The organism is Arachnia propionica, assembly GCF_900637725.1.
GTDB classification, from domain to species: domain Bacteria; phylum Actinomycetota; class Actinomycetes; order Propionibacteriales; family Propionibacteriaceae; genus Arachnia; species Arachnia propionica.
In genome coordinates, this window is sequence record NZ_LR134406.1 from 193,086 (window position 1) to 207,894 (window position 14,809).

At 68.8% G+C, this 14,809-nt stretch carries 12 protein-coding genes; 9 read left to right on the plus strand and 3 right to left on the minus strand.

What is annotated here, in order from left to right:
• Positions 1-8: 8 nt before the first annotated feature.
• Positions 9-938 (minus strand): sugar phosphate isomerase/epimerase family protein, encoded by a 930-nt coding sequence (locus EL272_RS00900; RefSeq protein WP_061787366.1) that lies wholly within the window; start codon positions 936-938, stop codon positions 9-11.
• A 415-nt stretch (positions 939-1,353) separates the two neighbouring features.
• On the opposite strand from EL272_RS00900, the gene EL272_RS00905 reads away from it, so the two are divergent.
• The 3 genes from EL272_RS00905 to EL272_RS00915 are packed head-to-tail and all read left to right on the plus strand — an operon-like array spanning position 1,354 to position 4,941.
• Positions 1,354-2,910 (plus strand): sugar ABC transporter ATP-binding protein, encoded by a 1,557-nt coding sequence (locus EL272_RS00905; protein ID WP_061787365.1) that lies wholly within the window; start codon positions 1,354-1,356, stop codon positions 2,908-2,910.
• Positions 2,910-3,917, plus strand: a complete 1,008-nt coding sequence (locus tag EL272_RS00910) for an ABC transporter permease (RefSeq protein WP_014845327.1) — start codon at positions 2,910-2,912, stop codon at positions 3,915-3,917. The genes EL272_RS00905 and EL272_RS00910 overlap by 1 nt, the downstream gene beginning before the upstream one ends.
• A 58-nt stretch (positions 3,918-3,975) precedes the next feature.
• A complete protein-coding gene (locus tag EL272_RS00915) occupies positions 3,976-4,941 on the plus strand; it encodes an ABC transporter substrate-binding protein (protein ID WP_061787364.1) in 966 nt (321 codons plus the stop codon).
• 57 nt (positions 4,942-4,998) lie between these two features.
• Here EL272_RS00915 and EL272_RS00920 read toward each other — a convergent pair whose 3' ends face one another.
• Together EL272_RS00920 and yaaA are read right to left on the minus strand one after the other, a co-directional pair.
• Entirely contained in the window at positions 4,999-5,484 is a 486-nt protein-coding gene (locus EL272_RS00920) for a hypothetical protein (protein ID WP_014845329.1), read from the minus strand.
• 629 nt (positions 5,485-6,113) lie between these two features.
• Complete coding sequence (yaaA, locus tag EL272_RS00930) at positions 6,114-6,884, minus strand: peroxide stress protein YaaA (RefSeq protein ID WP_061787473.1); 771 nt, start codon at positions 6,882-6,884, stop codon at positions 6,114-6,116.
• A gap of 326 nt (positions 6,885-7,210) precedes the next feature.
• Between yaaA and EL272_RS00935 the strand changes: the two genes are divergently transcribed.
• From EL272_RS00935 to EL272_RS00960, 6 genes are read left to right on the plus strand one after another with little or no spacing between them, the layout of a single operon-like run.
• Complete coding sequence (locus EL272_RS00935; RefSeq protein ID WP_061787362.1) at positions 7,211-8,398, plus strand: glycosyltransferase family protein; 1,188 nt, start codon at positions 7,211-7,213, stop codon at positions 8,396-8,398.
• On the plus strand, positions 8,395-9,585 hold the full coding sequence (locus EL272_RS00940; RefSeq protein WP_014845334.1) for a glycosyltransferase: 1,191 nt from the start codon (positions 8,395-8,397) through the stop codon (positions 9,583-9,585). The genes EL272_RS00935 and EL272_RS00940 overlap by 4 nt, the downstream gene beginning before the upstream one ends.
• Positions 9,585-10,709 carry a glycosyltransferase family 4 protein gene (locus EL272_RS00945; protein WP_014845335.1) on the plus strand — a complete coding sequence of 375 codons (1,125 nt, stop codon included), beginning with the start codon at positions 9,585-9,587 and terminating at the stop codon, positions 10,707-10,709. The genes EL272_RS00940 and EL272_RS00945 overlap by 1 nt, the downstream gene beginning before the upstream one ends.
• A complete protein-coding gene (locus EL272_RS00950) occupies positions 10,702-12,504 on the plus strand; it encodes an ABC transporter ATP-binding protein (RefSeq protein ID WP_197720282.1) in 1,803 nt (600 codons plus the stop codon). Before EL272_RS00945 ends, EL272_RS00950 begins: the two co-directional genes overlap by 8 nt.
• Entirely contained in the window at positions 12,501-13,796 is a 1,296-nt protein-coding gene (locus EL272_RS00955; RefSeq protein ID WP_061787361.1) for a phosphotransferase family protein, read from the plus strand. The genes EL272_RS00950 and EL272_RS00955 overlap by 4 nt, the downstream gene beginning before the upstream one ends.
• Positions 13,793-14,797 (plus strand): phosphotransferase, encoded by a 1,005-nt coding sequence (locus EL272_RS00960; protein WP_061787360.1) that lies wholly within the window; start codon positions 13,793-13,795, stop codon positions 14,795-14,797. Before EL272_RS00955 ends, EL272_RS00960 begins: the two co-directional genes overlap by 4 nt.
• Positions 14,798-14,809 lie beyond the last annotated feature (12 nt).

Here is a 14,809-nt window from a genome sequence, read left to right on the forward strand (position 1 = left end):
TCCTGGGTTCAGTGGATGCCGAGGTGGTTGTCGGCCAGGACCCTGCGGGTTTCGATGGCCAGAGGGAGGGGAACATCGGGGGCGCAGGGGTAGAGGTCCTGCTCGACGATGACGTAGAGCTCCTTGTCGAGGGCGGCGAGGGCGTCGATGACGGCCCCGACCTTCGGCTGGCCCGCGTCGGGGGTGACGCACACGCCCAGCGAGACGGCCTCGCCGAACGACAGGTTCTCCCGGCGCACCCGCTGCACCACCTCGGGGTCCATCTGCTTGATGTGCACCAGGCCGATGCGGTCGGGGTAGGAGCGGATCAGGTCGACGGTGTCCACCTCGCCGTACTCCAGGTGCCCGGTGTCCAGGCAGAAGGAGACGTATTCGGGATCGGTCTCGGCGAAGAACCGGTCGATCTGTTCACGGTTCTCGATGTGGGAGTCGCCGTGGGGGTGAACCACCATGGTGACGTCGTAGTCCTCCTTGAGGAGCTTCCCCAGGCGGTTGGCGTTGCCGGCGAGGAGTTTCCAATCGGCGTCGCTGAGGTTCGGGTCCTCGGCCCAGCCCCCGGTCTGGAGGTCGCGGAGCATGGGTGGCAGGTACACCAGGTGGTGGGCGCCGATGGCCTTCAACACGGAGGCGTTCGCGCGCATCTCGCGCTCGGTCTGTTCCCACGCCTCGGGGCGGTGCAGGATGCCGAACTGGGTGCCGGCCACCACGCGGATGCCGCGTTTGGTGCACTCGGCCTGCAGCACCTCGGGGTCGGTGGGGAGGAAACCGAAGGGTCCGGTCTCGATCACCTCGTACCCGGCCTCGGCGACCTCGTCCAGGAAGGTCTGCCAATTGACCTGTTTGTCGTCCTCGGGGAACCAGACTCCCCATGAATCGGGGGCGATTCCTACTGTGAGTTTGTTGTAAGGCTTTTCGGGATTTCGGGACTTGCCTGACATGCGCGGGCCTTCTGTCACAGGGTTTCTGGTCGCAGGACGATTCGGCACGGGCCACGACGCCGCATTTGAACCGCTCTAGTTTTGAGTTTAGGCAGCGGTCCCAGAGGTGTCAAGAAGGCGATTCCGGGGGATCGTCCGGCCGCCGGGGCCCGGTTGACTGGGGGAGAGGTGGTCGCCGGAGGTCCGGCGAGGCGATTCGTCCGTCCGCCCGCTGTAGCGGTCTAGGTAAAAGTGGTTAAAGCGATCTAAAGATAAATCCCATTGTCTTGACATTTTGGCGACGGGGCGTAAACATGGTGGCCCGTGGCCAGGAGAGTCACACATGTCCGCGAAACCTCTGAACCCGTTGGGCACCCGTGATGTGCGGGACCCGGGCCCAGGGGAATCGCCACCGGTCCAGCGAGGAGGCTGATACATGACCACCACCGAATCTGGTCCCGAGGCCAGTGCCCGTCTCGGGGAGGTCCTGCTCGAGGCCCGGGGTGTCAGCAAGTTCTTCCCGGGGGTCCGGGCGCTGGAGGGCGTCGACTTCACCCTGCGCACCGGGGAGGTGCACGCGCTCGTCGGCGAGAACGGCGCCGGCAAGTCGACGCTGATGAAGGTCCTCTCGGGGCTCTACCAGCCCGACGAGGGCGAGGTCCTGATGCGGGGCGAACCCATCACCCTGCCGACCCCGCTCGCCGCCCAGCAGGCGGGCATCAGCGTCATCCACCAGGAATTCTTCCTGATGAACCATCTGACGGCGGCGCAGAACATGTTCATCGGCCGCGAACCCCGGCTGCCCGGCGGTCTCCTCGACCACAAGAAGCTCAACAACGACGCCGCCGAACTCCTGGAGAGGCTCGGGGTCAAGATCGACCCGCGCATCCAGGTGGGGAAGCTGACCGTCGCCTCCCAGCAGCTGCTGGAGATCGCCAAGGCGCTCTCGTTCAACTCCAAGGTCCTGATCATGGACGAGCCGACGGCCGCCCTGAACGACGCCGAGGTGGAGACGCTGTTCCGGATCATGGACGGTTTCATCGGACCCGACACCGGCATCGTCTACATCTCCCACCGAATGGAGGAAATCCGCCGCAAGTCCACCCAGATCACCGTCCTGCGCGACGGGAAGTTCGTGGACAGCCGCCCGAGTTCCGAGGTCACCATCCCGGAGATCATCCAGCTGATGGTGGGTCGCAAACTGGCCTCCGACGTGCGACCCGAACCACGCGAGAGCACCGAGACGGTCCTCGACGTGAAGAAGCTGTCCACCGCCGAGCTGCTCAAGGACGTCAGCTTCCACCTGGAGAAGGGCGAGATCCTCGGTTTCGCCGGGCTGATGGGCGCGGGCCGCACCGAGGTGGCGCGGGCCCTGATAGGCGCCGATCCCCGCACCGGCGGCGTCGTCACGGTCGGCGGCAAACAGGTGGACATCCACAGCCCGAAGGACGCCGTCAAGATCGGCATCGGCTACCTCTCCGAGGACCGCAAACGCTACGGCTTGGTGCTGCAGCAGGACGTCGCGGCAAACACCGTGCTGCCGTCGCTGAAGAAGTTCTCCACGGGCGGGTTGCTGCAGGACGGCAGGATGCGCCAGGCCGCCGGGAAATGGGTGAAGACCCTCGCCACGAAGACCCCCAGCGTGCGCCAGCAGGCCCGGAACCTCTCCGGCGGCAACCAGCAGAAGGTGGTGCTCGCCAAGTGGCTGGAGCGCGACTGCGACATCCTCATCTTCGACGAACCCACCCGCGGCATCGACGTCGGCGCCAAACAGGAGATCTACGACCTCCTCGACGAACTGACCGATCAGGGCAAGTCGATCATCATGATCTCCTCCGAGATGGAGGAGGTGCTGCGCATGTCCGACCGGATAGCGGTGATGTGCAACGGCCGTATCACCGGATTCCTCCCGAATGCCGAGGCCACCCAGGAGAAAATCATGGAGCTGGCCACCCAGTTCACGACCACCGAGACCACGAGCGAGGCCAACTGATGTCCACCGCCACCGCCGCCCCCACCACCGTCCGGTCCAGGGGCATTCCCGAGCAGTACAAGGCGATCCTCCAGCAGATCCTGGTGGTGGCCGTCCTGATCCTCCTGTCCGTCTTCTTCACCATCATGAAACCGGCGTTCGCGGACTGGAGCAACCTCTCGTCGCTGCTGCTGGCCTCCGTCGTGACGGGTGTGCAGGCGCTCGGGCTGTCGTTCGTGATCGCCACCGGCGGCATCGACCTGACCCCCGGGCTCGGCATGGCGGCGACGTCGGTGTTCGCGGGGGTGCTGATCGCCAAGTCGGGCGGTTTCGGCCTGCCCATGTGGGTCGGGGTCCTCGGTGGCCTGGCGGCGGGCGCTCTGTTGGGACTCATCAACGGGGTGCTGGTGGCCTACATCAAGATGCAGCCCATGATCGCGACGCTGGCCATGATGATGGTCTGCTGGGGCGCGGCCCTGGTGATGGCGGGTGGCAAGAACATCTCGCTGCGCAACGTCGAGGGCTACAGCGGTATCGCGGTCGGTGAGATCATCCCCGGCGTCTACAACAGCATCCTGATCCTCATCCTGCTGGCCGTGATCGCCGGTGTGCTCATGAACCACACCGTCGTCGGGCGCTACTCCCTGTCCATCGGCTCCAACGAGGAGGCCACCCGCATCTCCGGCGTCGACACCCACCGCTGGAAGGTGCTGGCCTATGTGATCTGCGGCCTGTTCACGGGGATCTCCGGCATCCTGATGTCGTCGCGGCTGTCCGCCGCCCAGCCGACCCTCGGGCAGGGCTACGAAATGTACGCCATCGCGGCGGCCGTCATCGGTGGCACGTCGCTGCGAGGCGGCCGCGCCTCGATCTTCGGCGCCGTGATCGGTGCCGTGACCATCCAGACCATCTTCAACGGCCTGACCATCATGGGCGTCCAGGACCAGTGGCAGAAGGTGGTCCTCGGGGTCGTCGTCCTCATCGCAGTGGTCGTCGACATCGTGCGCAGGGGCGGCAAGGAGGAGTGATCCTCGCGTCCCATCCCAAAACGTGCAGTGCAGCACAACCCCTGAATAGGAGAAAACAATGAAGAAACTGCTCATTGCCGGGCTCAGCGCAGCACTGGTCGTCGGGTTCAGCGCATGCTCGAACCAGTCGACGAGCTCGGGTGGGAGCTCGGGTGGCGGTCGCGTGGCGCTGGTTGCGAAGGCGAACTCGGCCGAGTACTGGGTGAAGGTGAAGGAAGGGGCCGAGGCTGCGGGCAAGGAACTCGGGGTCGACGTCAGCTTCAACGGACCCGACACCGAGTCTGAGGGCGACAAGCAGCTCAACCAGCTGCAGAGCGCCATCAACGACAAGCCGCTGGGCATTGGGTTCGCGCCCCAGGACGGCGCCCAGGACGGCGCTCCGGCGCTGATGGACCGGGCGAAGGAGTCCGGGGTGCCCGTGGTCATCTTCGACACCCCGCTCAACGGGTCCGACGTGCCCGTGGCCACCGTCGCCTCCGACAACAAGGGCATGGGTGCTCAGGCCGCCGAGAAGCTGGTCGCCCTGACCGGCGGCAAGGGCAAGGTCGCGATCATCGCCCACGGCGAGGTCGGCACCGCCGCGGCCCGGCGTGACGGTTTCAAGGAGTACCTGGCCAAGAACGCGCCCGAGCTGCAGGTCGTCGACGTGCAGAACGGCGAATCCGACCCGGCGAAGTCGCGCGACAAGGCGCAGGGCATCCTGCAGGCGCACCCGGATCTGGTCGGTTTCTTCGGCACCGACGACGACTCGACGATCGCCATCGCCGACGAGGTGGCCGCGAAGAACCTGCAGACGAAGGTGGTCGGCGTCGACTCCTCGCCCGACGTCATTTCCCTGCTGGAACAGGGCAAGATCAGCGGCATCGTGGTGCAGAACCCCTACGGCATGGGCAAGAAGACGGTCGAGTTGATCGTCGCTGCGTCGAAGGGCGAGAACCCTGCGGAGAAGAACGTGGTTTCCGAATCGGTGTGGGTGACCACCGAGAACCTCAAGGACCCGGACGTCCAGCAGATCGTCAACTGACCGATACTGGCGTGGTGAGGGGCGGTCCCGATCGGGACCGCCCCTTTCGGTTTGTTGTCACTCGGCGGGCAGGAGGAACTCGATCTGCAGCTGGAAACCCCTGACGGTGGGGGAGGGGCCGACCAAGACTCCGTCGAGCGCTGTACCCCCGCCGTAGTCGGTCTGCAGGGCCTTGATGGTGACGGGGCCGATCAAGCCGTCCTGGGGAACCTCAAGCATCCCCTGCAGCTCCCGGAGCACCGGCGCACCTTTGGCGCGGCCGTCGGGCACCCAGTCCCAGCCCGTGTACAGGGCGGTGTTCTGCTTCGCCAGGCTCGCGGGCTGGCTGTCGATCACCCCGGTCTGGGGGAAACCGAGGGCCGCCTGGAGCAGCGTTGTCGTCTCGTGACCCCACCAGCCATCCAGCGTGATCCGCGTCTTCTTCGCACTGGCGGCGGGGGCGCCGATCAGGTTCGCTGCACCCAACAGGCCTAGGGCGGGGACGCCCAGGGTGACAGTGGACAGCAGGGTCCTGCGAGACAATCCGGGATGTTCAATGGTCATGTCCTGTCCTTTCTGGTGTCTGGGGGAATCTGGGTGCGAATCACCTGGCCCCGGGTGATCATCCGGCTGGCTGGTTCTCGATCGTGGAAATCCGATCCGTTGGGGGAGAATGTGCAGAGGGCCGCAAACCGTTCCTGGTGGCATGCCCACCACGCAGGCCTCATCCGCGGGATCTCCTGGCGGGTCAGTGACCGAAGGGTCTCCGCTCTTGCTTCAATTCTGATTTCAGTGTAACGCGGGGGGAGGCTCATCCTTGCCAGGTGGCGTCCGACCTGCGAATCTGTAGCGTTTTTACCTGCGAATCTGTCGCATTGGCGCGATGAAATACCCGGAAAGGGTAATTGACAAGGAGCTGGATGAGCTGCTGCCTGAGCTGCCCGCCGTCGCTCTGGACAGCCCGAAAGGGTTTGGCAAGACCGAGACCTGCCGGTGACGGCGCCCCTGCTGGTTCCTTCCTGCTGATCGGCAGCCGCAACCCGCTGGCGAAGGATTCCGGACACACCGGGGAGAACACGAGATCGATCTGCTGGTCGAGGGACGTGGCGGTGTGCTGGTGGGGGTCGAGGTGAAACTTTCGGCGTCGGTCACGGATCGGGACGTCAAACACCTCCTCTGGCTCCGCGATCCGGTCAGCGGACGAAGACGGGGGCATCGGGCGTCGAGCGCTGTTCGTCGTAGGCGTAGCCGTTCTCGGTAAAGTCGGGGAGTTTTGCCGCGGAGCGGACCCGGTTGCGGACCAGCCAGCCGGCCATGGCGCCGCGGGCGCGTTTGGCGTGGAAACTGACCACGCGGGCGGTGCCGTTCCGGTCCCGGTCCTCGAAACGAGGTGTGATGATCCGCGCATCGAGGCGGTCGGCGTCGACGGCGGCGAAGTACTCCTGCGACGCCAGGTTGACCAGCACCTTCGCACCCGGGGAGGCGGCCAGGTCCTCGCGCAGCAGGTCGGTGATGCGCCCGCCCCACCAGTCGCGGAGGTTGCGGCCGCGGTCTGTGGCCAGGCGGGTGCCCATCTCCAGGCGGTGCGGCTGGATCAGGTCGAGGGGACGCAGCAGTCCGTAGAGCCCGGACAGGATCCGCAGGCTCTTCTGCGCCTCGGTGAGGTCGCGGGCATCGAAGTCGCGGGCGCGCAGCCCCTGGTAGACGTCGCCATTGAAGGCCAGCACCGCCGGGCGCGAGTCGTCGGGGGTGTGCGGGGTGGTGAACTCGCGGTAGCGCGTCGCGTTGAGATGGGCCAGGTCCTCGGAGATGCGCATCAGTTTCGCGATGTCGCCGGGCGATTTGGTGCGCATGATCTCGATCAGCCCCTCGGTCTCGTCGATCAACCGCGGTTCGGTGTGCCCGGTGACGGTGACCGGCGAGTCGAAGTCGAGTGACTTGGCGGGGGAGAGAACGCTCAGCATGCCCTCATTGTCACCCATCCCCTCCCCGCTCCCCTCGGTTTGCTGGCCTTGTTCCTGTTTTGCTGGCCTTGTTCACGTTTGCCTGCGCTGTGAGGCCAGCGAACACGAACAAGGCCAGCAAACCGGCATTAGGGCCAGCGAACAGGGGGTAAGGCCAGCAAAACAGGGGGAGGGGTGAGGGTCGGGGAGCAGCGGACGAGGGGGCTGGATGAGAGCATTTTCAACAATATGAGAAAGCTCTCACGTCAGCCTCATCCCTTGCTTCATTTCGGTTGCGATGCTCTTCCCAGTCCCGGGAAACGGGACTGGAGAGAAAGGCAACGATCATGGCGAAAACCTACCGGGTACTGCTGTACAGCCATGACTCCCAAGGCCTGGGGCATGTGCGACGCAACCTGGCCATCGCTCACAACCTGGCCCGGCGCCTGCCGGGAGCCATCGACGCCGACGTCGCGGGGCTCCTGGTCACCGGGCTGGCACCCGCATCACGCTTCCCCCTGCCCGAGGGCTTCGACTGGGTCACCATCCCGGGCGTCTCCAAGGGCCGCGACGGCTATCGGCCGCGCAGCCTGTCCGGCGCCACCGGCGACCTGATCAAACTTCGTTCCCGGCTGCTGCAGGCCGCCCTGCTCGGTTTCAAACCCGACCTGGTCATCATCGACCGCCACATCTACGGCGTCTGGTCCGAGCTGCGGGAACCCCTCATGTGGCTGCGAGAGCAACACCCAACCGTGCGGGTGGTCCTCGGGCTGCGCGAGGTCCTCGACGACCCCCGCGTCGCCGCCGCGGAATGGGAACGCCTCGGCGACCCCGACCGGCTGCGCGACCTCGTCGACGAGGTGTGGGTCTACGGCGACCCCGCCGTCCACGACCCCGTCGCCACGGGCGAGGCCCCGCCCGCCCTGGCCGACCGCATCCGCTTCACCGGCTACCTCGCCCACGACCGTCGCGTCAGCGACCACGGCGAACCGATCGAGCCCAAACCGTTCGTGCTCACCACCGCGGGCGGCGGATCCGACGGCCACGAACTGCTGCGCGCCGCCGTCGCCATGCGGGCCCCGGCCGGGTACGAGAACATCGTCGTCACCGGGCCGCAGCTCGACGACGCCAGCTTCGAGGCCATCGCCGCGCAGGCCGCCCCCGGCACGCAGGTGCACCGCTCCTGGCCGGGCCTGGGCAGCCAGATCGCCGAGGCCGCCGCCGTGATCTCCATGGGCGGCTACAACACCGTCTGCGAGATCCTCGCCACCGACACCCCGGCGCTGGTAGTGCCCCGCGAGACCCCGCGGCTGGAGCAGCTGATCCGCGCCGAGGCGCTCCGCGACGCCCGCGCCCTCGACGTGATGCGCACCCCGCAGGTCACCGCCGAGACCCTCGGGGCCTGGGCGGCCGGCGCCGTGACGCGCCGCGTCGACCGTTCCCACATCTCCCGCGACGGCCTGGCGGCCACCGCCGATTTCGCCGCCGACCTGCTCAGCGACGCCAATCCCGCTGTTCAGGAGGTCGTGGCATGACCCGCATCGGATACGTCCTCAAGGTCTACCCGCGCTTCTCCGAGACCTTCATCGTCACCGAGATCCTGGCCCGCGAGGCCCACGGCGACGACCTGCGCATCTACGCGCTGCGTCCCACCACCGATGCCCGCTTCCACCCCGAGATCGCGCGGGTGCGCGCCCAGGTCTCGTGGGTGCCGCGCCCCGCCAAGGCCAGCGAGTTCTGGGCCCAGCTCAGCGACTCCCTGCGCCACGAGGACCTGCGACGCCGCTTCGCCGAACTCACGCCCGACATCGCCGGCCTGCCCGCCGACGAGGTGGCGCAGGGAATCTCCCTGGCCGCGTCCGTGATCGACGACGGCATCGACCACCTCCACGCCCACTTCGCCTCCCTGGCGGGCCGGATGGCGTGGCTCGCGTCCCGGTTGACGGGGGTGCCCTACACCATCACCACGCACGCCAAGGACATCTACCACGAGTCCGTGGACCGCGGCTGGCTGCGGCGGATCTGCGGTGACGCCGACCGGGTGATCGCGATCAGCCGTTTCAACGAGCGCTACCTGAACGAGGTTCTCGACGGCACCGGGGCGAGGATCTCCCTGCAGTACAACGCCCTCGAACTGGAACGTTTCCCCTACCGCGACCCGATCCAGCCCAGCCTTCCGCTGCGGATCGCCACCGTCGGGCGGCTCGTCCCGAAGAAGGGTTTCGCCGACCTCATCGACGCCGTCGCGGCCCTCGAGGTTCCCGCAGAACTGGACATCGCGGGCAGTGGCGAGCTGCACGACGAGCTCGCCGCCCGCATCGAACGTCTCGGCCTGGGCGATCGCGTCCGCCTGGTGGGTCCGCTCACCCAGAACGAGGTCTCGGAGCTGATCCGCGGCTCCCACGTCTTCGCTGCCCCCTGCATTCCCGCCGACGACGGCAACATCGACGGCCTGCCGACGGTGGTGCTGGAGGCCATGGCCCTCGGCACCCCGGTGGTCGCGACCTCCGTCAGCGGCCTGCCCGAGGTGGTGCGCGACGGCCTCACCGGCATCCTCATCGACCCCGGTGACGTCGCCGCCCTGACCCGTTCCCTGGCCGAGCTGGCCGCCGGGCGGGTGCCCGTGGTCACCCTCGCCCGCAACGCCCGGGCCCTCATCGAAGAACAGTTCAACAGCCGCCGCCAGGCGGCAACGCTCTCCACGTGGGAGGGAGGACACTGATGCGTATCGCCTATGTCACCGTCGATCCCGGAATCCCCGTCTTCGGCACGAAGGGTGCCTCCGTGCACATCCAGGAGGTGGTGCGGGAACTGATCCGCCGCGGACACGACGTCACCGTCCACACCACCCGCGCCGGGCGCGACATCCCCGACGACCTGGCCGGCCTGGAGGTGATCGAGACCCGCATCGAGGCCGACGACCCCGGGGCCAGGGAACGCGCCCAGCAGGAGGTCTCCGCGCGGATCGCGGCGCGCATCATCGCCGGCGGCGCCGACCTGGTCTACGAGCGCTACTCGCTGTTCAGCACCGCGCTCGCCGAGGTGGCAGAGGCCACCGGGGCAGCCGGGATCCTGGAGGTCAACGCCCCCCTCATCGAGGAGCAGCGCACCCACCGCGTGCTCGTCGACGAGGAGGCCGCCGGGAAAGCGCTGGCCCGGCAGGTGGCGGCCGCCACCGCCACCGTCGCGGTCTCCGATCCCGTTCGCGACTGGGTGCGGGAACGCACCGGCTCGGAGAGCGTCCGCACCGTCCCCAACGGCGTCAGCATCACCCGCATCGTTCCGCGGCCCGAGGACATCGGCGACCCGGTGGTGACCTTCGTCGGCACCCTCAAACCGTGGCACGGCGTCGCCGACCTGCTGGCCGCCGCGGCCCTCGCCAAGCGGCCCTGGAAGCTGCGGATCATCGGCGACGGCCCCGAACGGGCCGCCCTGGAGGAACAGGCCGCGGGCCTCGGGATCGAGGTGGACTTCCGCGGCGCCGTCGCCCCCGCCGACATGCCGGGGCAGCTCGCCGGATCCGCCATCGGAGTGGCCCCCTACCCCGATCTCGGCGGCGAACAACAGCAGTACTTCTCGCCCCTGAAGGTCTACGAATACCTGGCGGCCGGGCTGCCGGTGGTGGCCTCCGCCGTCGGGCAGCTGCCGCAGATCCTCGGTGAGCTGGGCACCCTGGTGCCGCCCTCCGACCCGGCCGCGCTGGCTACCGCCATCGACACCCTCGCAGCCGACCCCGTGCTGCGCGGAAAACTGGGGTGGCGGGGACGGATGCAGGCCGAGGAGAAACACAGCTGGGCCGGTGCCGTCGACCGCATCCTCGACCTGGCCGGGAGGGCCGATGGCTGACCGCGACAAACCCTCGATGCGGCGCAGCCTGAAGCTGGTCGCGCCCGACGTCGCCCCGCACCGCGCGCTCATCCTGTTCGGGGTGCTCGCGCTGCTGCTGGAGGTGGCCTTCCGGGTGCTGGAGCCGTGGCCCCTGAAGATCGTCGTCGACGCGGTCACGGCGTTCCGGGGCGCGAAGGTCTCCCACCAGCCCGCGAGCGTTGAGCTGCTGATCGGGTGCGGTGTCGCGCTGCTGCTGATCGTGGGGTTGCGTGCCCTCAGCAACTACCTGGCCACCATCTGTTTCGCGCTGGTCGGTTCCCGGGCCGCCACGTCGCTGCGGGCCCGCGTGTTCCGGCACGTCCAGGGTCTGTCCCAGCAGTTCCACGCCCGCAACCGCAGCGCAGACACCGTGCAGCGGATCGTCGGTGACGTCGCCCGGATGCAGGAGGTCGCGATCACCGCCGGATTGCCGCTGATGGCCAACGTCGCAACCCTGCTGGTGATGGTCGTGGTGATGTTCGTCCTCGACCCGCTGCTCGCCAGCGTCGTGCTGGTGGCGGTCGTGGCCTTCGCGGTGACTTCGGGTCCGACGTCGCGGAAGATCACCGCCGCGTCCCGGCAGACCCGCAAGGGCGAGGGGCAGCTGGCCAACACCGCCCAGGAATCCCTCGCATCGATCCGCGTGGTGCAGGCCTACGGGCTGGAGAACTTGGTGGAGGAGAACTTCACCTCCGCGAATCGCACGTCGCTGCGGGAGGGGGTGCGGTCGCGCCGCTACGCCGCTAGGCTGGAACGCACCACCGACGTCATCGTCGGCCTGGCGACCGCGATCGTGCTGGTCGGCGGCGGGCTGCGGGTGATGCAGGGCGCGATGAGTCCCGGCGATCTGGTGCTGTTCATCACCTACCTGCGCACCACCATGAAACCGCTGCGCGACATGGCCAAGTACACGGGCCGCATCGCCCGGGCCAGCGCGTCGGGGGAGCGGGTCGCCGACCTGATGGAGATCACCCCCGACGTCGTCACCCCCGATGAGCCGGTGCGGCCGGACGTCGTGACGGGTGCGGTGCGGTTCGACCGGGTGGTCACCGAATACGACGGCGTCGAGGTGCTGCGCGGCCTCTGCCTGGACATCCGGCCCGGCGAGCGGGTAGCGATCATCGGGCCGTCCGGGGCGGGCAAGTCCACCCTCGTGTCGCTGCTGGTGCGGGCCATCGACCCCGTCTCCGGGTGTGTGCGGCTCGACGGGCACCGTCTGACCGACCTCGACCTGACCCAGCTGCGAGCCAGCGTCTCCCTGCTGCACCAGGAGGCGGTGCTGTTCACCGGCACCATCCGCGAGAACATCCGCATGGGCCGCGGCGACGCCACCGACGCGGAGGTGGAGGATGCCGCCCGCGCCGCCAACGCCCACGACTTCATCACGGAACAACCCGACGGCTACGAAACCGTCGTGGGGGAACGCGGCGGCACCCTCTCCGGCGGCCAGCGGCAGCGGATCGCGATCGCCCGGGCGCTGCTGCGCCGCTCACCCGTCGTGGTGCTCGACGAGGCCACCACCGGTCTCGACCCCGAGGCCGCGAGCCTGGTGCTGGACGCCATCGACCGTCTCGCCGCGGGCCGCACCACCCTGGCCGTCACCCACGACGCCGAGGTGGCGCTCAGGGCGACACGGGTGGTGTGGCTCGAGGACGGCCGCATCCGGCTCGACGCCACCCCGGAGGAACTCGTCGCCACCAGCGACGTGTTCCGGGCCTGGGTGCAGGCCAGCGGCCGCGACATGGATTCCATCAGGATCGGAGGTTCGCGATGAACACCGGACAACTCGTCGCCCGCGTGCTCGACCCCGGCTGGCTCAGCGAACAGGCGGGACGACCCGTCCGGGCCGCCCGGCTGCGGATCAAACCCCGCACCTCGCTGGTCGTCGGCCTCGACGACACCGCCGGCCATCCGGCCGGCTGGCTGCGTTTCCTGTGGCCCATCAGCCACAACAAGGCCGCCCGGACCCGCCGGGAAGCCGGTGAACTGGGCCTGGAAACCGCCGAACACGAACTCGGGGAGCTGCTGGCGCAAACCGGCCCGCTACCCGCCGACCCGAAACTGCTGAAACGCATCGCAGCCGCCACCGCGTCCGGGAAACTCGGGCGCTGGGAGGCGTCGCAGGTGCTGCGCTACAACCCGCTGCGCAGGGTGGTGGTGCGCGACGGGATGCGTGTGGTGCGGGTCGCGACCAGCCGGGACAGGGGGGTGGCCTTCGACCGTTTCATCGCGGGGGTGGTCGAGACCCCCCTCCGTCTCGACGACGGCACCCTGGACGGCGTCAGCGTCCACGCCTTCACCGGCGCCCAGGACCTGGCCGGCCTCCTCGCCGGAAACCCACCGAGCCGGCCCTCTGACGAAAGCCGGTTGAGCCGGGCTGCGAGCGATTCTGACGAAAGCTGGTTGAGCCGGGCTGCGAGTGATTCTGATGGAAGTTGGTTGAGCCGGGCTGCGAGCGATTCTGATGGAAGTTGGTTGAGCCGGGCTGCGAGCGAAGCGAGCGGCCCGTGTCGAAACCATCCCGGGGCTGACCGCGGCCCCATCCGCGCCGCAGGGGCGATGCTCGCCCGGCTCCACGTCGCCGGGGTTCCTGACGACCTGGCCCGCTCGCTCGCTCTCCGCGCCCCCGACCCGGCCGCCCAGGGCCTGGCCCACGCCGCCCTGCTCGACGAACTGGCCCCCGGCCTGGCGGAGCGGATGCGCCGGGTGGTCGCGCGGTTCCCCGGGGCGGCCTCCGCGATACCGGTGCTGTCCCACGGCGACCTGTCGCCCGACCAGGTGCTGACCACCCGTACCGGCGACCGGGTGTGGCTCACCGACTTCGACCGCGCCTGCCTGGCCCCCCGCGCCGTCGACCTGGGGTCCTTCATCGCGGTCCTGGACGACGACGCCTTCCTGGACGGCTATCGCGACGGCGGTGGCCAACTGCCCCCCGGCGACCAGCTGCGACGGGCGGTCGCGGCGTCGCTGATCCTGCGGGCCGCCGACCCGCTGAGGCGCGCGTCCCGCGCCTGGGAGCAGGAGATATCGGCGAATCTCGATCGAATAATGGAGGTTCTGAAGTGAAAGCCCTGTCAACAGTTCGTGCGCTCAGCGGCGTGCGGCGTGCCTGGCCCGGGCGCGACGGCTCGATCACCTTCGAACTGGCGGCCCCCGCGGGCAAACTCCGCGCCGGGAGGGTCAACCGGGAGGGGGAGGTGTGGATCACCGGCTACGCCTCCGACCCGGAACTCCCGGAACTGACCCCCGGCGTCGCGGGCAGGCTCGTGGTGCACCGGTTCCACCGCCGGGCCGTGGTCCTGGCCTGCGACCGGGCGATCAAGTTCACCCGTCAGGGACGCGCCAACGCCGTCGCGGTGCAGTCCTCGCAGGTCGCGGAGCTGTGCGACGGCTCCGGGATCGCCGCGGCCCGGGTGCTGACCCACTCGCCGTCGCGGGTGGAACTGGCGCTCCTGCCCGGCCGTACCCTCCACGACCTCGGCGGCGATGCGCTGCCCGGGTGGCGGCGCTTCGCCGAGACCTGGCCCGGCCTGGTCGCGCGCCCCGCGGGGCTGCCGGAACACACCGGGGCCGATGAGGCCAACGTGCTGTGGCGATGGTTCGAAAGCGCCCGGGAACATCGGGCGCTGCCGCTGCTGGACCGGCTCGGGGCCGAGGTCGTGGAAACCTGCCAGCAGCTCACGTCCGGCGACGACGGCACCCGCGTGCTCACCCACCGCGACCTCCACGACAAGCAGCTGCTGTGGGACGGAATCACCCTCGGCCTGCTCGACCTCGACACCGCGGCCCGCGGCGAGGCCGCCCTGGACCTGGGGAACCTGTGGGCCCACGTCGAACTGCGACACGCCCAGGGGAGCCTCGGAGCGCAGGAACGCGACCGCATCCTCGCTCTGCTGCTGGGCGACCTGGCCGGGGCACTTCCCACCACCCTCGACCGCGTCGCCGCATACCACCGGGCCGCCCGGCTGCGGCTCGCCTTCGTCTACGCCTTCCGGCCAAGGCCGACCGGCTGGCTGTCCCACTGGGTGGAGGAAACCCTCGCTTCCTCCGGTCCCACTACATCGTGAACTCTTGAACAG